The organism is Actinacidiphila yeochonensis CN732 (assembly GCF_000745345.1).
Lineage (GTDB): Bacteria > Actinomycetota > Actinomycetes > Streptomycetales > Streptomycetaceae > Actinacidiphila > Actinacidiphila yeochonensis.
Window position 1 is genome coordinate 580,520 of the sequence record NZ_JQNR01000003.1, and the last position, 20,089, is coordinate 600,608.

Sequence of the window (20,089 nt, forward strand, 5' to 3'; positions counted from 1 at the left end):
GAGTAACGGCACAGTCCGACGCCGGCTCGGCCACGGGGGGCGGACACCGCCAAGCACGGCACGGGCGGGGGCGGCGCTCAGTAGACTCCGGCCAGGGGAAGGGGGTCCCATGGCGCTGGACATGCGGCGAGGGGCTGGCGGGGGAAGCGTCGCGGGGGCCGTCGCGGAGACGGCCCGCCTGCGCGGCGGGCTGCTGCGGGCGGCGCGGGGGGACGTGCCGCGGGCCGCACTGTCGCGGGCGCTGGCCGTGCCGCTGGTGATCGCCGTGGTGGGGCTGCTGCCCGGCTACGTGCTCGCGCAGCCGGGTACGCCGGTGCGGGACACCGCGTTCTGGCTGCAGCTCGCGCTGACCGTCTACGCCGGGGCCCGGCTGTGCGCGATGGTGCTGACCCGGCGGCGGCGCCTGGTCCAGGGCGCGTTCTGGCTGTTCGGCTACGTGGCGCTGGGGGTGGCGCCGCTCGTCCAGGAGGTGCTCGGGCAGGTCCCCACGCCGGTGGTCGGCCCCCGGTCGGACACCGCCGCCGCGATCGCGCTGACGCTGATCGGCTGTGTCGCGTTCGACGTCGGCGTGCTGGCCGCCCGGGCGCGGCCGCGGAGCCCGCTGCGCCGGCCGCGGCGTCCGGCCCAGGTGGCTCGGGGCCGGCTGTGGCTGCTGGTCGCGGTGGCGTACCTGGGCAGCGCGCTGTGCGTGATGAAGCTGGGCGGGCCGGCGGTGTTCTTCAGCAGCCGCCAGGGGATCAGCGAGTCGGTGCAGGCGAGCGGGCTGGCCGGGGCGAGCGGCGACAGCCACGTCGGCTCGGCGTTCATCCGCGGCTTCGGCACGGTGCCGGCGCTGCTCGCGCTGCTGGTGCTGATCCGCTGGATGGCCACCTCGCGGCGGGCCCGCCGCAACGTGCCGGCGATCCTCGCGCTGGCCGGCCTCGCCGTCATCAACGCAATCGTCAACAACCCGGTGTCCAACCCGCGTTACTGGTTCCTGACGGTGGTCTTCTCGATCCTGTTCACCGCCTTCCCGCGCAGCCCGGCCGCCTACCGGACGGCACTGGTGGCGGGCGTGGTCGCGGCGCTGCTGCTCTTCCCGTTCCTGGACCGCTTCCGGTACGACGCGAGCGGCTACCACCCGGTGCAGTCCACCTCGGCGTTGGACCCGCTGACGCTCAAGGACTACGACCAGATCGGCATGTTCGCCAACACCATCACCTACGTGAACGCCGGTGCGGGGCACGCCGACGGGCGGCAGCTGGCCGGGGACGTGTTCTTCTTCGTGCCGCGCTCGGTGTGGCACGGCAAGCCGCAGGACTCCGGGGTCATCGTGGGCCGCTGGATGGGCATGACCAACACCAACCTCTCCTCTCCCCTGTGGGCCGAACTATGGCTGGACTTCGGTCCGTTGGGGATGACGTTCGGCCTGCTGCTGGTCGGCTACGGAGCCGCCCGCGCGGACCTGCGCTACACCCGGCACGCTCAGGGCGGTGGCCGTCCGGGCGCGTTGGCGGCGGTGGTGGTGCCGCTGGTCGCGGGCTACTCGTTCATCCTGCTGCGCGGTCCGCTGCTCCAGGCGGCCGGCCGGATCGGGATCGCGCTGGTCTGCCTGGCGCTGGTGACGACGTTCCGCGACGACCCGCGCAGGAACCTGGACTGACACCGGGGGACGTGCGGTTCGGCGCGGGACCGGGTTGTCCCGCCCGGTCCGGCGCGGGACCGGGTTGTCACGCCCGGTCCGGCGCGGGACCGGGTTGTCCCACCCGGTTCGGCGCGGGACCGGGTTGTCCCACCCGGTTCGGCGCGGGACCGGGTTGTCCCGCCCGGTCCGGCGATGCCGCGGCTGGCCGCGGTCGGCGTTCCGGACGCGCCCGAGCGGGGCCGGGTGTTGCCCGCTACGCCCCCGCCGAGGTCCCCGCCGTGACCCCCTCCGGGCCGCCAGGCGCACCCGGGGTGCCGGGCCCGGTGTGGCGGCCCGAGCCGTCCGGGTCCGCCCGCCGCTCCGCGGCGATCCGCACCCACAGCGCCACGGCCTTGAGCGCCGAGCCGAGGGCGAGCCCCCAGGCCGCGCCGAGGACGCCGTCGGCGGCGTAGCCGCCGAGCATGAACACCACCGAGGCGAGCGAGAACGTCACCTGGATCGGCAGCGTGGCGCGGGGGCGCAGCACCCGCAGGGTCAGCAGCGCGCTGGTGCCCAGCGCCATGAACGCGTACTGGCTGCCCGAGGCGGGCAGCAGGCCGGAGGACGCCGCCCAGGTGGCGCCCAGGAGTTGGCGCCCGGTGCGGAGCGGCAGCAGCAGCAGCACGGCGGTCCAGCCGACGGCGACGGCGGCCGTCCCGAAGGCCAGCACGGCCGTGGCGCGGATCTTGCCGCGGGTGCCGCGGACCCGGTTCAGCAGCGGCGGCCCGAACGCGGTCGCCGAGTTGAAGAGGACGTTCATCGGCCCGAAGAGGGTGGTCGCGCCGCGTAGCGCGCCCACCGCCAGCGGCGCGGCGAACAGGCCCAGGCCGACCACCGCGAGCTGGCTGGTGGCGTTGCCGATGCCGAACTCCACCACGAACCGCTGGCCGAGGTGGCCGCGCCGCAGGTAGGGGCGGATGTCGGCGCGGGCGCCGCGCAGCCGTCTCCGCAGCAGCAGCGCGCCGGTGAGCAGTGCGGGCAGCCCGGACAGGCCCCAGACGGCGACCAGCCGGACCGCGCCGGTGCCGTGCGGCTGGAGGGCCAGCGCGGGCACCGCCACCAGCAGCCGTACGGTGTCGGCGGCCAGCGCCAGGTGCGGCAGCCGCAGCGCGGAGAAGCAGTACCGCATACCGTCCTGGGTGAGCACCACGGGCAGGACGAGGCCGAGGACGGCCAGGCCGCGCGCGGTGGCGCCGTGGGCGGGAATCAGCGCGGCGGCCATGCCCCAGCCGAGGACGGTGGAGGCGGTCGCGGTGAAGACGACCGCCGACCGGCAGGCGGCGCGCACCCGTTCGGTGCCGCGCTCCAGGACGAGGGCCTGGCCGACGTAGGAGACGTTCACGCCCAGCAGCACGGTGAAGACCATGTAGACCATGGAGAACACCGAGAACGCGGCGGCCGAGGAGAGCCGGGCGGCCACCACCAGCACGATGATGTTGGTGAAGGCCGCGACCCCCTGGTCGGCCACGGAGCTGACGACGGCGGCCACGCCCCGCCGCCGCCCGGACCGCCCGGACGTCACCGACCGCCCCGACCCGTCCACCGGTGGCTCCGCCGCCGTGGTGGCGGGCCCGGTGCGGGTGCGGTCCGGCATCGGCTGGGCGGGCGGCAGTTCGCCGCCGGGAACGGCGAACGGATCGGTCACGATCCGCATTTCGAGTGTCGGCACATCGAAGGCGTCGGCGGTACTGGGCAGTTCGACTCCGGGAAGGGCTGTCGACCCCCTCGCGTAGGACGTCGCACCACCGGGTGCGGCGACGGGGCTCGCTGAGGTCGGGAGGTCGGCGAGAGGCGCGACTTGCGCGCCCTCGGCGGCGAACCGGGCCTGCGCGGCGGCCCGGTGGGCGTCGGGGGCCCCGGCCGCCGCGACCGCGCGGAGCGGTCGCGGGCGGGGCCGGTCAAGGGACCGGGTGCCGTTCCTGGGTGAGCGGCGCCTGCTCGGCGGGCGGCTCGGCCCGGGCGGTTCGGGCGGGGTCGGGCGGCCCGCGCGGCGGTGCAGGCCGAACCGGCGCCGCGGGGCGTCGTCCTCGCGGTGCAGCACCGCGCCCAGGACGGCTCCGCCGGCCCCCTCGACGAGCTCCCGCACCCGGGTCAGGTCGTCGCGGTGCACCTGGCGCGGGTCGCAGACGACGAGCACGCCGTCCACCCGGTCGACGAGCGCCAGCGCGTCGGCGTAGGCGAGGACCGCGGGGGCGAGGACCACCACGACGGTGCCGGGTTCGTCGGCCTCGGCGAAGAGCCGGGCGGCCGGGGCCGAGGTCAGCGCCCGGGCCACGTTGCGCACCCGGCGCCCGGGCACCAGGTCGAAGGAGCCGGACTCGCCCGCGTCGACCGGGAGTTGCAGCCCGGCCGGCCACCCTCCGTCACCCAGGCCGGCGGTGCGGGCCCAGCCGGGCCGGGACGGGTCGGTGGAGCGCAGCAGCGCCGCCAGCGACGGGGTGCGCAGGTCGGCCTCGACGAGCAGCACCTCGCGGCCCATCTCGGCGAAGGACGCGGACAGGTTGACGGCGACGGCGGCCGGGGCGTCACCGGTGCCGCGTGGCGCCACCACGAGCAGCCGGCGCCGCTCGGCGAACCGCCGGTCGTGGCCGAGCCGGAAGGCGACCGCCCGGTACTCCTCGGCGAGCCGGCCGGCGGCCTGGCCCTCGGCGAGCAACGGGCGCCTGCCGGAGGCGGATGTGCGACGGCGCGGACGCGGGCGCGGCAGGGTGCCGAGCACGGGCGCGCCCAGCACCCGGGCCGTCTCGGCCTCGGAGCGCGGCCGCGGGTCGAAGACCAGCCGCACCCACGCGCCGAGCAGCCCCAGTGCCACTCCGACCCCGCCGCCCAGCCCGACCATGATCGGCAGCCCGGGCCCGGACGGCGCGTCGGGCACCGTACCCGGCTTGATCACCAGCCCGGGGGTGGTGTCGAGCGACTTCAACTCGGAGATGTTGCCCTGGAGTTCGGTGATACGGCTGAGCAGGTTGGTCTGCGCGGAGACCAGGGTGCCCACCGTCTGGCTGTCGCTGGAGTCGCCGATCTGCGACAGGATGTCGTTGCGCTGCTTGACCAGCGGGTTCAACTGGTCGTCGTAGCCGGAGATCATCCGCTTGATGGTGGCCTTGGTCTGCGCCTCGCGGTTGTCGAGGTACGCCTTGGTGAACGCGTTCACCCACACCGCGGACTGGCGCGCGCTGGTGGTGGAGCAACTGAACCGCAGCACCATCGTGTTGGGCGGGTTGGTCACCTGGAGGCAGTGCTGGATCTCCTTGACGGGCTCCTTGACGGCCTTGGCGGCGGCCTCGGCGACGGTGGTGCTCAGCGCCGTCTGCCGCTCGGTGCCGATGTCGATGCCCTTGTCACTGGTGGCGGCCGTGGCGAACGGGTCGGTGGTCGCCGCCCTGACCATCACGTCGCTGGTCGCCGTGTAGCTGTCGGTACCGCCGAGCGCCAGATAGGCGCCCCCCGCCAGCCCCACCACCACACCGGCGGCGATCAGCCCGCGGTAGCGGACGATCTGCCGCACCTGGTCCCGTACGAGGTCGACCTCCTCGCCGGAGCCGCTCCCCCTGTCCTCGCTCACTGCTCCCCTTCGTCCCCTGGCCCGGTCCGGCCGCGCCCTGCCCCACGGTCTCCCGCGTTCCCCCGCGGCGTCCCCTGCCGACGTCCCGGCGTCCTCATCGATCCCGTCCCCGGTGTCCCGGGCGTCCTCGGCGTCGCCGGTGACCCCGGCGTCCTCCGTGACCCCGCCGTCCTCGGCGTCCTCGGCGTCCTCGCCATCGGTGCCGTCCGGGCGGTCCGGGCGGTCCTCGTCGTTCTCAGCGGGCGGTACGGCCGTACGGCGCTCCCCCGCCGCGTCGGCCGCCGTCTCCGCGGCCTCCACCACCGGCCCGTCGCCGGCCGCCCCGGCCACCGGACCCCGGCCCCGCTCCCGGTCCGCCTCGACGGCCTCCTCACCGCCGGTACGCCCAGCGTCCCCCGCCAAGGTTCCCGGTTCAACGTCCGGCGTGCTCTCGGGTGCGGTCTCGGCCACCGGCTCCCCGCCGCCCGCGCCCCCCTGCGGCCCACGCGCGGGTGGCGTCGGCGGGAAGGCGGGCGTGGGCGGCGCCGCGGGGCGGGGCGGAGCGGCGGACGCGGGCCGGGTTCGCGCTGGCGCGAGGGACAGCGCCTCGTCGACGAGCGCGTCGACGCGGGCCAGCCCGGCGGCCGGGGTGAGGCGGGCCTCGGCGTACGCGGGGCCGGCGGCGCCGAGCGCGTCGGCGTGGGCGGGGTCGGCCGCCAGTGCGCGCAGCGCCCGTATGAGTGCGGCCGCCGACTCCGGGGCCACCACCACGCCCGCGCCGGACCGGGTGATCTCGTCGGCGGTGCCGCTGTCCGCCGCGACCGAGCCGATCACCGGCCGGCCGGCGGCGAAGTACGAGGTGAGCTTGGACGGCAGGCTCATGTCCCGTACCGACGCGCGCTGGGTGACGGCCAGGGCGTCGGCGGCGGCCAGCACGTCGGGGAACTCCGCGTCCTCGGCCGGCTGCACGAAGTCGAGGTTGGGCAGCCCGCCGGCCAGTGCCCGCAGGGTCTCGCGCTGGTTGCCGTCGCCCATCAGCACGACGCGGATGTCCGGCGCGGCGCGGGCGGTCTCGACCAGCACCTCAAGGCCCTGCTTGAGGCCCATGTTGCCCGAGTGCAGCAGCACGGTCTGGCCGGGCCGCCAGCCCAGCCGGGCCCGCATCTCCTCCCGCGGGCGCGAAGGGCGGCGTATGTGGGACCAGTTGGGCACCACCCGGACGCGCCCGGAGGGTACGCCCATCGCCTCGACCTTCGGAAGGAACGACTCGTGTATCACCCCGACCAGCACCGCCCGGCGCAGCACGTGGCGTTCGACCCGGCCGGCCACGGCCGCCGCCGCGCCGCCGCCGCGGATGCCGCTCTGCGCGGCCGCGGCGCCCATCAGGTCCTGCACCACGGGGACGAAGGGCGCGCCGTAGCGCTGCGCGAGCCGGGCGCCGAGCACACCGCCGGCGAGGCTGGGCATCTGCGCGAGGACAGCGTCGGGGCGGCCCATCCCGACCGGCGCGTCCCGGCCGCCGCGCAGCACGGACGCCTCGAACAGAGCGCGGTTCAGGGCGTTCTGACGGGACGGCACAGCGTGCGCGCGACGGTGCACCCGCACCCCCGCCCGGTCCTCCTCGATCCGGACGACCCCCTGGTAGGCGGGGTCGAGCCGCCAGGCCGGGTAGTGCGGCATGCCGGTGAGGACGTGCACCTCGGCGCCGCCCGCCGCCCAGTGCTCGGCGATCTGCGCGGCGTAGGGCCCGATCCCCGCGTGCTCGGGCGCGTAGTTGGTGGACACCATCAGCAGGCGGCGGGCACCGGACGAGACCACGGAGTGTTCCTTCCCCCCGGACACGGACAAGTGCTCACCATAGCCCTTCACATGGTCATCACACCGGCGCTTGCCATGCGTTGGCCAACCCCAGACGTCAGCTTTCCGCAAACGCCCCGTTGGCCGCCGTTCGCCCGGCTATCGTCTGAGTCCCCGACGGCGCTGGGGAGCGCCACTCGCGTTCGGGGCAGGCTGGGGGGTCGCGTCATGCGGCATCGTGTGGGCTATGCGCCCGGAGTCTACGACCTGTTCCACGTAGGCCACTTGAACATTCTGCGGCACGCCCGCGCCCAGTGCGACTACCTGGTCGCGGGTCTGGTCTCCGACGAGATGGCCGAACTGGCCAAGGGGCGGCGGCCGGTGGTGCCGCTGCCGGAGCGGCTGGAGATCGTGCGCAGTATCCGCTTCGTGGACGCCGCGTTCGTGGAGACCGTGCCGGACAAGCTGGAGACGTGGCAGCAGGTGCGGTTCGACGTGCTCTTCAAGGGCGACGACTGGCGCGGCACGGAGCGCGGGCGGCTCCTTGAACAGAAGTTCGCCACGGTCGGGGTGGAGATCGTGTACTTCCCCTACACCGTGCACACCTCCAGCACGCAGCTGCGGCTGGCGCTGGACGCGCTCACGAAGCCGTCGGCGGCTCCGTCTGAAGCGCTGTGAGGGCGCGGAACCAGCGGGTGAGGAAGCCCGCCAGGAAGAGCGCGTGCACGACGAAGAACACCACGTAGGCGTAACGGAAGGCCCGTTCGCTGCCGAGCAGCAGGAACACCGCGCACAGCACGCCGTAGTCGGCGGGCAGCAGCGCAACCGCGCGCAGCCGCGAGGGGGCCGGCGCGGGCTGCCCGGGCGGCGGCTTCGGGGTGAGCTTGTCGGTCAGCAGGCCGCCGAAGAAGATCAGCACCGCGACGAGCTGGAAGCCGAGCGGGAGCAGCAGCCAGCGGTCGCCGGGCAGCGCGAAGTGGCGGTAGAAGGTGATGAGCACCGCCGCGTGCAGGGCCGTCATCTTCGCGCAGTCCACGACGTGGTCGAGCCACTCGCCGGCCGGGCCGCCGCGCCGCAGCAGCCGGGCGAGCTGCCCGTCGGCGGCGTCGAAGGCGAAGCCGACGGCCAGCGCCGCCCACACCGCGAGGCCGAGCGGCCAGGACGGCGCGGCGACGGCCAGCGCGGCGATCGCACCGCCGCTGAACGCGGCGCTGACCAATGTGACCTGATTGGGCGTCAGGTGAGCGCGGTAGGCGGCTGCCGCGAGGACCCGACCCGCGGGCCGGTTGAGGTAGCGGGAGTAGAGCGAGACGCCCTTGGCGGCCTTCTGGGCCTCGCGCAGCCGCGCCAGCGCCTCGCCGAACCGCATCGGCCGCCCGCGCGTCACCTCAGCCGGGCGCCCCTGGCCCACAGCGCCGCCGCCGCCACCGGTTTCCGCCGCGTCCTCCGTCGCCGCCGTCCGCGCCACGCGAGCCCCCCGCCCCCGGATGTGGGCGGCGCTGGGACGGCCGCCCGGATCGGCCCATGATGCCAGCCCCCGGGGCGCCCCGTCCCCGAAAAGTCCCCTTTCGCCGCCGCCCGCCCACGATGCCCGCGAAGCGCGCGCGGCCGAGGGCGACCGGGGGCCGTGCCTGCCCGGCCGGCGGGCCCCGCCCGGGCAGGCGGCAGCCCGACGGGAGGTGCGACACGGCCCGCGCCCGCCCGGCATATGCCGCAGATGATGGCAAAGTACGCCTACATTGCCGTGGTGCCGCTCTCCCGTCGCCACCTCCTCCAGGCCACCGCCGTCGGCGCACTCCTCACCGGATGCTCCGGAACCGGCCAGGACGCCCGTACGACAGCCCCCGCCGGGTACCGCGGGCCCGCCGCCGGGCGGTCCGCCGCCGCACCGCCCGCCGCCGTGGCGGCGTGGGACGCGGCGCTGCCCCCGGGCCTGCCGGACCAGATCACGCACGGCCGCCGCGACCGCCCGCTGGTCGCGCTGACCCTCCACGGCCAGGGCGACCCCGGCACCGTGGAGGGCCTGCTGGCGGCGAGCGAACGGGCGGGGGCGCGGCTGACCGTACTCGCCGCCGGGAACTGGCTGGACCAGTACCCGGACATGGCCCGCCGGGTGCTCGACGGCGGCCACGAGCTGGGCAACCACACCTGGAGCTGCCGCGACCTCGACGCCATGGGGGCCGAGGACGCCGGCGCGGAGATCGAGGGCTGCGCCCGGGTGCTGCGGGACCAGACAGGGTCGATCGGGCGCTGGTTCCGCCCCTCGCAGACCCGGCTGGCCAGCCCGCTGGTCGTCTCCCTCGCCCGCCAGGCCGGCTACCCGCACCTGCTCTCCTACGACGTCGACCCGCTCACCGACGACCCGCTCACCCACGGCCCGCTCACCGACGGCCCGCTCACCCACGGCCCGCTCAACCACGGCCCGGCGCCGAGCGCGACGCCGCACCCGCTCGCCCCCGCGAGGAGCACCGGCGGCTCCGACCCGTCACCGGTCCGCGCCGCCGTGGCCCGCCTGACCTGGCCGGGCTCCGTGGTGGCCCTGCGCTCGGACCACCCGGACACCGCCCCCGCCCTGCCGGGCATCCTCGCCGACCTCGACGCCCGCGGCCTGCGCGCCGTCACCGCCTCCGAACTGCTGGTCTGATCGGCCGCCGGTCCCGCACCGGCCGCCGTCCGCCGACATCTCAGCCGTGTTCGGCGCGGTTGCCGACGAGCTTGGCGATGGAGACGACGCGCGGACGGCCGTTGCCGCTGGGCGTGAACCGGAGGCCGTGGCGGTAGATCTCCGGCATCCAGTACTGGTCGCCTTCCTGGAAGATGACGCCGTTGGTGGCCAGGAGGCGGGCCTGCTGGAGGTCGAGCTCCACGGACTCCAGGGAGAAGGGCACCTTCCGAACGCTCTCGGGCAGCTGCTGGAGGTGGGTGAAGAGCCGTCCGACCGGAGGATTCTCCTGGCCGATCGCGTCGATCTTCTCGGCGCTGCACACGGGCAGGGCACGGCGCATGGCGGTCGGCGCGAGCAGCCGGGAGGTCCAGCGGGTGTCGCCCGTGGAGCCGAGCGCCGCCCGGGTGAGGAACGAGACGATGTCCCGGGCCTGGATCTGGAGGGTGAAGTCCGAGAGCGCGGCGATGAACCACTCCTCGGACCGCGCCTCCCGGGAGTGGTCCGAGCCGAGCTTCTGCCCCCAGACCGGCGCCAGGAGTTCGGACAGCTGGTCGCCCGCCGCCGACCGGACGTCCACGCTCTGGGCTTCCAACGCCCGTGCCTGGGTGCAGACCCAGGCCACCAGCCGAAGCGCCTCGGTGCGGTTCCAGCGCAGCTCGTAGGCGCGGTGGCGTTCCAGGAACTGGGCGGTGTTCTGCGGGACGGCGGCCAGGACGAGGTCGCGGCGGACGAAGACCACGAGGCCCAGCGGGCGGCCGCGCAGCGACCGCAGCCACTCCGGACAGCCCGTCAGGAGGGCCCGCAGGGCGCGCTGCTGCCTCGGATCGGTGCTGAACTCCTGGAAGAGGTCCTCCAGGCCGTCGATGACGAAGACGGCCTGCTTGGCACGGGCGAGGGCGGTGACGACCCGGTCCGCGTCCTGCGTGGTGGTGCCCACCAGGCCGGCCGCCCTGGCCAGGCAGGCGAGCCAGACCCGGCGCCAGCCGATGTCGTCGAGGTTGCGGTCGAGGGACTCCCTGACGAGATCGCGGATGGCGGGGAAGGTGGCCGGCTCGGAGCCCGTCAGCGCCTTGGCGGACGCCGACCGGACCTCCTCCACCTGGTCGCCCACCCTGGCGGCGAGGTTCGCCGAGGCGAGCACCGGCACCAGCGGCGCCCCCAGCTCGATGCCGGGGACCCCGGCGGCCTCGCCGAAGTCCTTCCAGGTCCGGCACCGGCACATGCGCAGGTACGTGAACGTCTTGCCGGAGCCCTTGGCGCCCACGACGACCTCGATCGGGGCCTCGGTGCGGTGCGTGGAGACGAGGCTGAGCAGCGGCTCGGTGGTCAGGAAGCCGTCCTGCGCCTGCGGGGAGTCCGCCACGTCCGCGTAGACCAGCGTGCGCGCCAGGACCTCCAGCTTCTCCCGTCTGACGTTGATGTCGTCCGGGACGGCGCCCGCCGCCGCGACCGGGGGTGCCGGGGGGCGCAGCGCGTCGGCGAGTCCGGAGACGACCGAGCGCAGGCCCGTACGGTCGATCCGGTCGGCCACCTCGCTCCAACTCCTCGGCAGGGCCAGCAACGAGGCCAGGAACGGGCTGATCAGCGGCTCCGACGTCACGTCCTGGTCGGTCGGCAGGACACCCCCGGCCCCGGCGTCGGCGTCGTCCGCCGCCTCGTCGGAGCCGGCCACGGTTCGCGCGACCGCCTCCCGAAGCGCCGCAGCCGCCTGGAGGAGTTCGGAGTCGTGGTCGCGCGGCTGGAACTGGGTGATCAGCACCGAGCACACCGGGTCCGTCCCCCGCCGCGACGGGGCGTGGTGGGCGAGGTGGTTCAGCAGGTTGACCGTGCCCTGCACGGACTGGTCGCTGACCGTCGTGACCAGGACCCGGTGGACTCGCGGGTCGAGCAGCACCGGGGCGCTCAGCTCGCTGGAGCCGGCCCGCAGGTCCACGAGGACGGTGTCGGCGCCCAGCGCCGCGGCGAGTTCGGCGAGCGCCTCGGTGAGCACGTACGGAGAACGGTCGGCGGTGAGCAGGTCGGCCGGCTGGATGCGCGGCGGCCCGATCCGCGTGGCGTCGCGCGTGGTGGGCAGCACGATCACCCCTTCGTGCTCCTGGTTCACCAGGAACTTGCGGGCCAGGGCGACGGTCCGGGCCCGCTCCTCGGCCGTGGCCGATCCCTGGAGCAGCGCCAGGAAGTCGTCCAGGGCGAAGTCGAGCCGCCCGCCCTGCGCGCCGACCATCCAGCTGATGCCGGGCGCCTCCATGTCGGCGTCCACCAGCAGCACGCGCCCGGCGCCCCCGGCGCCCGTCCGGCCGCGCCCGGCCAGCTCCCGGGCCAGCGCGACGCAGTGCAGGGTGCGTCCGACCCCGCCCTTGAACGAGTGGAAGGCGCAGACCTGGACGCCGCCGTCGCGGAACTCGGGACGGTCCGGGGCGGGCAGGCTCTCGGCCAGCTCGCGCACGACCTGGCGCTCGTTCCACCGGGGCGTCCGGACGGCACCGACCGGGTCGTCCACCCGCAGCAGCCGCACCGGAAGCGCGGTCTCACCGTCCACCAGGGACTCCAGCAGCACCGTCTCGCGGCTCTCGTCCACCGTGAGGGGTCCGAGCCGCTCGGCCAGCCACGCCCACACCTCGGCCGGGTCGGTCCCCGCGGCGACGCTGAGCTCCACCCCGTCCCAGTAGGCGCTGACCTCCACCAGCCAGGGCGCCCACTCCCCGTTCACGGCGAGCCTCGCGAAGTGCTCGTCGACGTCGACCCACGTGTAGAGGTGGCCGGGCGCGGAAACCGGGGTGCCGCGGCTCATCGGCGGTGCTCCTGCCGGCACCAGTCGCTCAGGCTGGTCAGAGCGGCATCCACGGCCTTCTCGTCCTCCTCGTTCAGCGCGGCGCCGTAGCGCCACGCCTCGTGCAGATCCTGCGGTGGCACCTTGGCTGCCCCGTCGTGGCGGCGCCGGCACCCGGCCAGCTCGCGATCCCGCCGCATGACGACGCCCAGTTCCTTGGCCAGCCGTCGCAGATCGTGAGTCCGCAGGGCGGGTGGGAGGGCCTCGGTGCTCCGCGCGCTGATCCCGTTCTTACCGAGGATCGCGGCCTTCAGACCGCATTCCACGCTGTAGAAGGCGAGCAGCCGACCGGGAGCACCCGTCTGGACCGCTGCCGCGTCGCGCTGCTCGACGTAGCTCCGCACGAGATCGGGAACCCCCACGTCCACTCCCATGCCGGGAGTCTATGGGCAGCGTCTCCGGCCCGAGGCCGGCTTCTCGCGGGCCGCCCGCACCGGCACCCCCATTACCTTCTTGGGTGGCCCCGCAATGGGGCGCCCGGCCTCCGGGTCCGGCATGACTGTCTCCCCCTGTCGAACGCATGGCCTGGGGGGTGGTGTCACCGGCCCGGAGGCATCGACAGACCGCTGATTAGGGGCATGACCACCGGCTTGTCCGCAGGTCGGGAGGCTCTTCGTAATGTGGATGTGGCGATCGGTGCCGTGGGACGGCCGGGCGGGGACGACCGAAGGACGCGCGTGATCGACACCAGTGACATCGGAGTCTTCCTCGGCCTGGACGTCGGCAAGGGCGAACACCACGCCACCGCCGTCACCCCGGCCGGGAAGAAGGCGTTCGACAAGCGGCTGCCCAACAGCGAGCCCAGGCTGCGCGAGGTCTTCGGCAAGTTGCAGGCCAAGCACGGGACGGTGCTGGTCGTGGTCGACCAGCCCGCCTCCATCGGTGCCCTGCCGCTGGCGGTGGCACGGGATATGGGCTGCCCGGTCGCCTATCTGCCAGGGCTGACGATGCGTCGCATCGCTGACCTCTACCCGGGCGAGGCCAAGACCGACGCGCGGGACGCATTCGTCATCGCGGACGCGGCCCGGGTCATGCCGCACACGCTCCGCTCGGTCGATGTCGAGGACGAGACCATCGCCGAGCTGGAGATGATCGTCGGCTTCGACGACGACCTGGCCGGCGAGGCCACCCGCGTCAGCAACCGCCTGCGCGGCCTGCTCACCCAGATCCACCCGCACCTGGAGCGCGTGCTGGGTCCCCGCATCCAGCACCCCGCCGTCCTGCAGCTGCTGGAGCGGTTCGGCTCCCCGGCCCAGATCCGCAAGGCCGGACGCCGTCGCCTGGTCGGCTTACTTCGGCCGAAGGCCCCGCGGATGGCAGAGCGCCTGGTCGAGGACATCTTCACCGCGCTGGACGAGCAGACCGTCGTCGTTCCGGGCACGGACGCGGCCGGGTTGATCGTCCCGAGCCTGGCCGGCTCACTGACCGCAGTGCTGGACCAGCGCAAGGTCCTGGCCACCCGGATCGAGGAACTCCTGGACAGCCACCCTCTTTCGGAGGTCCTGACGTCCATGCCGGGGATCGGCGTCAGGACCGGAGCCAGGATCCTCATCGATGTCGGCGACGGCGCCAGCTTCCCGACGGCAGCCCATCTCGCCGCTTACGCCGGTCTCGCCCCGGCCACCCGGTCGTCCGGCTCCTCGATCCGCGGCGAGCAGCCCTCTCGCAGAGGAAACAAGCAGCTCAAACGCGCCTTCTTCCTCTCCGCGTTCGCGTCGCTCGCCGATCCCGTCTCCCGGGCCTACTACGACAAGAAGATCGCCCAGGGCAAGCACCACACCCAGGCCCTGCTCTGCCTCGCCCGCCGCCGGGCCGACGTCCTGTTCGCCATGCTCCGCGACGGCACCTTCTACCAACCACAGACACCGGCAACAACATGAACAGCCCGGGTCTTGTCGCCCCAAGACGCCTGTGATCGGCTCTCCTCATGGACGCCGAAGAGAGCGAGCACATGAGGACGATCCACCGCTGGCTCGCCGGCGAGACCGTCAACAACAGCGTCGGCATCAAAATCGTCGGCGGCCCCTTCGACGGCCGAACCAAGATCGTCACTCTCAACCCGGACGGCACACCCCCGCAGCGCTTCCGCGCGCGAGGCGGACGCCGCAGCCTGCCCACGACCCAAGCCGGTCCGGCCGACTGGCACGCCTACGAGGCAACCCCCTCCGAAGACTCGCCAGCCGGATGGATCTACACCTACACCGGCCCGGCTCCAACCAGCACGTGAGCTCGGGCCGCCCGGCCGCTTGACCAAACCCATAGGGGCACCCCCCCGCTCAGCCGGCCTTCGCCGCGCGGGCGAGCCGGGTGGCGGCCTGGGCGCGGGGGGCGTTGCCCTCGCGCCAGGTGCGGACCGGGTGGACGGAGTTGGTCAGCAGCACCAGGAAGGTGTCCGTCGCCGGGTCGAGCACCAGGCTGGTCCCGGTGAAGCCGCAGTGCCCGACGGCGCCGCGGCCGGCCAGCTCGCCCATGAACCAGCTCTGGTCCGCCTCGAAGCCCAGCGGGCGGCGCACCCCGTCGGGGTCCGGCTCGGCACCGAGCAGCCGTGCGGCGAAGGGGGGTGAGAGCAGCTTCGCGGGAGCGGTGCCGGCCAGGTCGTCCAGCAGGGCGCGGCAGAAGAGGGCGAGGTCCCAGGCGGTGGAGAAGAGCCCGGCGTGGCCGGCCACCCCGTCCATCGCGTGGGCGTTCTCGTCGTGGACGGCGCCGTGCACCATGCCGCGGTCGAGCTTGCCCCAGGGGCGGCGCTGGTCCTCGGTGGCGGCGACCCGCGGCAGCAAGGAGGCGGGCGGGTTGAAGCGGGTGTCGGCCATGCCGAGCGGGCCGGTGACGGTCTCGGCGATCAGCCGGTCGACGCGGTGCCCGCTGACCCGCTCCAGGACGCGCTGGAGCAGCAGCAGGTTCAGGTCGGAGTAGACCCGGGCGGTGCCGGGCGGGGTCAGCGGCTCCTCGGCGGCCAGCCGGGCGGCCCGCGCGGCGGCGTCCGGCTCGTCGTACAGCGGCAGCTCGGGGCGCAGGCCGGAGGTGTGGGTGAGCAGGTGCCGCAGCGTGATGCCGTGCGCGGCGGCGGCCGTCAGCGACGGGTCGTGGGCCGCGACCGGGGCGTCCAGGTCGAGCACGCCGTCCTGGACCCCGCGGACGGCGGTGACGGCGGTGAACAGCTTCGTCACCGAGGCCAGGTCGAAGACGGTGTCCGGGCGGGCGGGCAGCCACCGCTCGCGCGGCAGCTCCACGGCGGCGTCGGCCGTCCCGTCGTACCCGCGGTAGCGGGCCGCCCAGCCGACGGCCTCGTGCAGGGCGACGGTCCGCCCGCGCCCGGCCAGCACCACCGCGCCCGCGCACCACGGGTGCGGCCGTCCCGCGCCGGGGTCGGGCCGGAGCCAGCCGGTCAGCTCCGGGACGATCCCGGCGATCTCGTCGGTGTCGAGGCCTGCCTCAGGGCAGGTACCTCTCGACAGCGGCCGGGCCATACTCCTCCAGTGCTCTGCGGGCGGCTTCGATCCGCTCGGGGGTGCAGTCGGCCCCGGAGGCCATCACCAGGTCCTCCGGGTCCACTGCGCGCTCCGCGCCGGTGTGCAGGGTGCTGTCCTTGCTCTTGAACGCCCAGGTGCGTTCGTCCGGATCGTCGGACATCGCTTCCTCCTGAGGGTCTACGGTCCCTCCACGGTACGCCGACCGCGCAGGCAGAGCCCGGCGAAGCAGGCGACGGCGACGATGGTGCAGGCGAGCTGGACCACCGCCATGGGGACGGCGGTGCCGTCCCCGGCCAGCCCGGCGAGCGGCGAGAGCACCGCGCCGATCAGGAAGGAGGAGGTGCCGAGCAGCGCGGAGGCGGAGCCGGCGTTGGCCTTGGTGCGCAGCAGCGCCTGGGTGTTGGTGGTGGGCAGCACCAGGCCCATGGCGGACATCATCACGAAGAGCGCGGCGGCGATCTCGGGCAGCGTGGCGTGGCCGAGGGCGCCCGTGGTGAGCAGCACCAGCGCGGCGGTGGAGACGCCGATCAGGCCCAGCCCGACGGCCAGCACCCGGTCCAGGTCGACCCGGCCGACGAGCACCTTGCCGTTGAGCTGTCCGACGCCGACGATGCCGATCGAGTTCAGGCCGAACAGCAGGCTGAAGGTCTGCGGGGAGGCGCCGTAGATGTCCTGGACCACGAACGAGGACGCGGACACGTACGTGAACAGCGCGGCGAAGGCGAAGCTGCCGGCCAGGACGTAGCCGGTGAAGACCCGGTCGGCCAGCAGGTGCCGCATGGCGCCGAAGGTGGAGGCCAGCTCACCCTTGTGGCGGTTCTCCGGCGGCAGGGTCTCGTGCATACGGCGCCAGACCACGAGGGTCAGCAGCAGCCCGATCGCGGTGCAGACGACGAAGACGCCGCGCCAGTTGGTCAGCCGCAGGATCTGGCCGCCGATGACGGGGGCGACGATCGGGGCGACGCCGGAGATCAGCATCAGGGTGGAGAAGAACCGGGCCATCGCCATGCCGTCGTACAGGTCGCGGACCACGGCCCGGGAGATGACGATGCCGGCCGCGCCGGCCAGGCCCTGGACCAGCCGGAAGCCGATCAGCAGGGGCGCGGTGGTGGCGAACGCGCAGACCGCCGTGGCCAGCACGTAGATCACCATGCCGATGAGCAGCGGCCGGCGGCGGCCGAAGCGGTCGCTGAGCGGGCCGACCACCAGCTGGCCGAGGGCCATGCCGGCCAGGCACGCGGTGAGGGTGAGCTGGACGGTGGCGGAGGACGCGTGCAGCGCGTCGGAGACCCGCGGCAGCGCGGGCAGGTACATGTCCATCGACAGCGGCGGCAGCGCGGTGAGGCCGCCGAGGACGAGGGTGACGACGAGGCCGGTACGCGCCTGTGGCGGCGGTCCCGACGGAAGCGGCGTCCCGGAACCGGCGGTGGCCTGGCCGGGGGCGGTGGGGTGGGGGTGGGGGCGAGCTGGGCGGTGGGCTGGGCGGTGGGCTGTTGCCCGGCGTCCTGCACGGGACACTCTCCATTGATCTAGTTGAATCGTTGCTTATTCTTTCAGTCGGCACAGGTCCGGCGTCACCGGTTATCCGGTCACTGAGACGTCCGGGCCGCCGCGTGCGGCCGGTCCGGCGCGGCCGCCGCCGTACGCCGGAGGCCCTCGCGTCCGCGGGGCACCGGGCCAACGGACGTACGCACATGAGGCTTTTGGGCAGGACGAGCTGGTCCGGAACCGCCGGGCCCGCGGCGGGACGAGTGAGGGACGGGCGACGGGGATGACCGAGATCACACGGAAGATCCGCTGGGGCATCCTGGCGACCGGCGGCATAGCCGCCACCTTCACCGAGGCGCTGCTGACGCTGCCGGACGACGCCGAGGTGGTGGCGGTCGGCTCCCGCGACGCGGGGTCGGCCAAGGCGTTCGCCGACCGGTTCGGCATCCCCCGCGCCTACGGCAGCTGGGCGGAGTTGGCCGCCGACGACGAGGTCGACGTCGTGTACGTGGCCACGCCGCACTCGGCCCACCGCGAGGCCGCCGGGCTGTGCCTGGAGGCGGGCCGGGCGGTGCTGTGCGAGAAGGCGCTGACCCTCAACTCCCGGGAGGCGCGGGAGCTGGTGACGCTGGCCGAGGAGCGCGGGCTGTTCCTCATGGAGGCCATGTGGACCTACTGCAACCCGCTGGTGCGCCACCTCCTGCACCTGGTGGCCGAGGGCGCGATCGGCGAGGTCCGGCACGTCTCGGCGCACTTCGGCTTCCACGGCGAGTTCCCGCCCGAGCACCGGATGCGCAACCCGGCGCTGGGCGGCGGCGCGCTGCTGGACCTGGGCGTCTACCCGGTCTCGTTCGCGCAGCTGCTGCTGGGCGAGCCGGACGCGGTGGAGGCGTGGGCCACGCTGACCCCGGAGCGGGTGGACGCCGCCACCGGCATCGTCCTGGGCTGGAACAACGGGGCGATGGCCACCCTGAGCTGCGGCTTCACCGCGGACACGGGCGCGCCGGCGACGATCTCGGGCACGAAGGGGCGGATCGAGATCCCCGACGGCTTCTTCTACGCCACGCGGATGGTGCTGCACCGCCGCGACGAGGCGCCGCAGACCATCGAGTTCGCCGACGTCCACCCGGCCGACCCGGACGGCACCTCGATGCGGCACGAGGCCCGCGAGGTGATGCGGGCGCTGCGGGCGGGCGAGACGCAGTCGCCGCTGGTGCCGCTGGCCGGCTCGCTCGCGGTGATGCGGACGCTGGACGCGGTGCGCGAGCGGATCGGCGTGCGCTACCCGGGCGTCGACTGACGGCGCCGGGCGCCGTCCCGCCCGGCCCTGCCCCTGCCCCGGCCCGGTCCCGGACGGGGGCTGGGGGCGGCGGGTACGGGGCCGGTGGGGCTCAGGCGGCGCCGTGCGCGGCGGCCGCGTCGCTGATCCTGCGCGCCAGGTCCAGGTCCGCGGCGGTGATCCGGGAGCCGGCCGCGTGCGTGGTGAGGGTGACGGCGAGGCTGTCGTAGCCGAGCAGCAGGTCGGAGTGGTGGTTCAGCTCGTTCTGGATCTGCGCGATGTGCACGGCCAGGATCGCGGCGGGCAGGTGGGCCAGCCGGTAGGTGCGGCGCAGCGCCGTGCCGGCCTCGTCGACCTCCCAGCCGGGCAGCTCGGCGGTACGGGAGCGCACCTCGTCGGCGGACAGGGCTTCGGGCATCGGGGGCCTTCCGTTCGGGAGATCGGGAGATCGGGCCCGGCCCGGGCGGGGCGGCGGTCGGGCCGGATCGCGGCGGGCGCGGCCGTGGCTGCCGCGATCCCATCCTCGCACCGATTACCCTGCGTCCTCATGAACGACGCTGCGTACACCAACGGCCGGGTGGCGGTCGTCACCGGCGCGGGTTCGGGCATCGGGCGCGCCGTCGCGCTCGAACTGGCGGCCGCGGGGTGGTCCGTGGCGCTGGCCGGGCGCCGGGCGGAGCCGCTGGAGAAGACCGCGGCCCTCGCACCCGGGTCCTTCGCGGTGCCCACCGACGTCACCCGTCCGGCCGACGTGACCGCGCTGTTCTCGGCGGTGCGCTCCCGCTGGGGCCGGCTGGACCTGCTCTTCAACAACGCCGGCGCCCCCGGCCCCGACGTGCCGTTCCACGAGGTGGAGTACGACGACTGGCGGGCCGTCGTCGAGGTGAACCTCAACGGGGCGTTCCTGTGCGCGCGGGCGGCGTTCCGGATGATGCGCCAGCAGGACCCGGTCGGCGGGCGGATCATCAACAACGGCTCGGTCAGCGCGCACGCCCCGCGCCCGCACTCGGCCGCGTACACGGCGTCGAAGCACGCGCTGACCGGCCTGACGAAGGCGCTGTCCCTGGACGGCCGGGCGTACCGGATCGCCTGCGGACAACTCGACATCGGCAACGCGGCGACCGAACTGACCGCCCCGATGCGGGCCGGCACGCTCCAGCCGAACGGCACGACCGCCGTCGAACCCGTCATGTCCGTGGACGACGTGGCCCGCACCGTCCGCCACATGGCCGAACTCCCGCTGGAGGCGAACCTCCAGTTCGGCACCCTGATGGCCACGGCGATGCCGTACATCGGCCGGGGCTGATCCGGCCGGGCCGCCATGTCCCCGGCCCCGCTGGCCCCCGCGCGGGG

Annotated in this window: 14 protein-coding genes and 1 pseudogene; 7 read left to right on the top strand and 8 right to left on the bottom strand. The window is 74.6% G+C overall.

What is annotated here, in order from left to right:
• Positions 1 to 109 precede the first annotated feature (109 nt).
• Positions 110 to 1,642, top strand: coding sequence for a hypothetical protein (locus BS72_RS04000; protein ID WP_232792203.1), 1,533 nt, complete (start codon positions 110 to 112; stop codon positions 1,640 to 1,642).
• A 4,165-nt stretch (positions 1,643 to 5,807) separates the two neighbouring features.
• Here BS72_RS04000 and BS72_RS04015 read toward each other — a convergent pair.
• A pseudogene (locus BS72_RS04015) lies at positions 5,808 to 6,995 on the bottom strand (glycosyltransferase); the annotation flags it as partial.
• 237 nt (positions 6,996 to 7,232) lie between these two features.
• Here BS72_RS04015 and BS72_RS04020 point away from each other — a divergent pair.
• On the top strand, positions 7,233 to 7,682 hold the full coding sequence (locus BS72_RS04020; protein ID WP_037906433.1) for an adenylyltransferase/cytidyltransferase family protein: 450 nt from the start codon (positions 7,233 to 7,235) through the stop codon (positions 7,680 to 7,682).
• Here the strand turns inward: BS72_RS04020 and BS72_RS04025 are convergent.
• The gene (locus tag BS72_RS04025) at positions 7,645 to 8,373 is read right to left on the bottom strand and encodes a CDP-alcohol phosphatidyltransferase family protein (RefSeq protein ID WP_198545748.1); all 729 of its coding nucleotides are present in this window, start codon (positions 8,371 to 8,373) and stop codon (positions 7,645 to 7,647) included. The two genes, BS72_RS04020 and BS72_RS04025, sit on opposite strands and share 38 nt — an antisense overlap.
• 351 nt (positions 8,374 to 8,724) lie before the next feature.
• On the opposite strand from BS72_RS04025, the gene BS72_RS04030 reads away from it, so the two are divergent.
• Positions 8,725 to 9,648 (top strand): polysaccharide deacetylase family protein, encoded by a 924-nt coding sequence (locus BS72_RS04030; protein WP_051950739.1) that lies wholly within the window; start codon positions 8,725 to 8,727, stop codon positions 9,646 to 9,648.
• Positions 9,649 to 9,688: 40 nt separating this feature from the next.
• Here BS72_RS04030 and BS72_RS04035 read toward each other — a convergent pair whose 3' ends face one another.
• Both BS72_RS04035 and BS72_RS04040 read right to left on the bottom strand, forming a co-directional pair.
• Positions 9,689 to 12,460, bottom strand: a complete 2,772-nt coding sequence (locus tag BS72_RS04035; RefSeq protein WP_051950653.1) for a KGGVGR-motif variant AAA ATPase — start codon at positions 12,458 to 12,460, stop codon at positions 9,689 to 9,691.
• Positions 12,457 to 12,873, bottom strand: coding sequence for a hypothetical protein (locus BS72_RS04040; RefSeq protein WP_157856141.1), 417 nt, complete (start codon positions 12,871 to 12,873; stop codon positions 12,457 to 12,459). Before BS72_RS04040 ends, BS72_RS04035 begins: the two co-directional genes overlap by 4 nt.
• 303 nt (positions 12,874 to 13,176) lie before the next feature.
• On the opposite strand from BS72_RS04040, the gene BS72_RS04045 reads away from it, so the two are divergent.
• Both BS72_RS04045 and BS72_RS04050 read left to right on the top strand, forming a co-directional pair.
• On the top strand, positions 13,177 to 14,379 hold the full coding sequence (locus tag BS72_RS04045) for an IS110 family RNA-guided transposase (RefSeq protein ID WP_198545749.1): 1,203 nt from the start codon (positions 13,177 to 13,179) through the stop codon (positions 14,377 to 14,379).
• Between the two features lie 47 nt (positions 14,380 to 14,426).
• Entirely contained in the window at positions 14,427 to 14,726 is a 300-nt protein-coding gene (locus BS72_RS04050; RefSeq protein ID WP_037906442.1) for a hypothetical protein, read from the top strand.
• A gap of 49 nt (positions 14,727 to 14,775) precedes the next feature.
• Here BS72_RS04050 and BS72_RS04055 read toward each other — a convergent pair whose 3' ends face one another.
• Genes BS72_RS04055 through BS72_RS04065 form a run of 3 tightly spaced genes read right to left on the bottom strand, consistent with a single transcriptional unit; the run spans position 14,776 to position 17,487 of the window.
• Positions 14,776 to 15,966: a serine hydrolase domain-containing protein gene (locus tag BS72_RS04055; RefSeq protein WP_037906445.1), complete on the bottom strand. Its 1,191-nt coding sequence runs from the start codon at positions 15,964 to 15,966 to the stop codon at positions 14,776 to 14,778.
• Positions 15,932 to 16,129 (bottom strand): hypothetical protein, encoded by a 198-nt coding sequence (locus tag BS72_RS04060; RefSeq protein ID WP_037906448.1) that lies wholly within the window; start codon positions 16,127 to 16,129, stop codon positions 15,932 to 15,934. The genes BS72_RS04055 and BS72_RS04060 overlap by 35 nt, the downstream gene beginning before the upstream one ends.
• A gap of 17 nt (positions 16,130 to 16,146) precedes the next feature.
• Positions 16,147 to 17,487 carry a multidrug effflux MFS transporter gene (locus tag BS72_RS04065; protein ID WP_198545750.1) on the bottom strand — a complete coding sequence of 447 codons (1,341 nt, stop codon included), beginning with the start codon at positions 17,485 to 17,487 and terminating at the stop codon, positions 16,147 to 16,149.
• A gap of 253 nt (positions 17,488 to 17,740) precedes the next feature.
• Between BS72_RS04065 and BS72_RS04070 the strand changes: the two genes are divergently transcribed.
• Positions 17,741 to 18,757, top strand: coding sequence for a Gfo/Idh/MocA family protein (locus tag BS72_RS04070; protein WP_037906451.1), 1,017 nt, complete (start codon positions 17,741 to 17,743; stop codon positions 18,755 to 18,757).
• A gap of 91 nt (positions 18,758 to 18,848) precedes the next feature.
• Here BS72_RS04070 and BS72_RS04075 read toward each other — a convergent pair whose 3' ends face one another.
• Positions 18,849 to 19,154 carry a 4a-hydroxytetrahydrobiopterin dehydratase gene (locus tag BS72_RS04075; RefSeq protein ID WP_037906454.1) on the bottom strand — a complete coding sequence of 102 codons (306 nt, stop codon included), beginning with the start codon at positions 19,152 to 19,154 and terminating at the stop codon, positions 18,849 to 18,851.
• Between the two features lie 129 nt (positions 19,155 to 19,283).
• Between BS72_RS04075 and BS72_RS04080 the strand changes: the two genes are divergently transcribed.
• A complete protein-coding gene (locus BS72_RS04080; protein WP_037906455.1) occupies positions 19,284 to 20,042 on the top strand; it encodes an SDR family oxidoreductase in 759 nt (252 codons plus the stop codon).
• Positions 20,043 to 20,089: the final 47 nt, after the last annotated feature.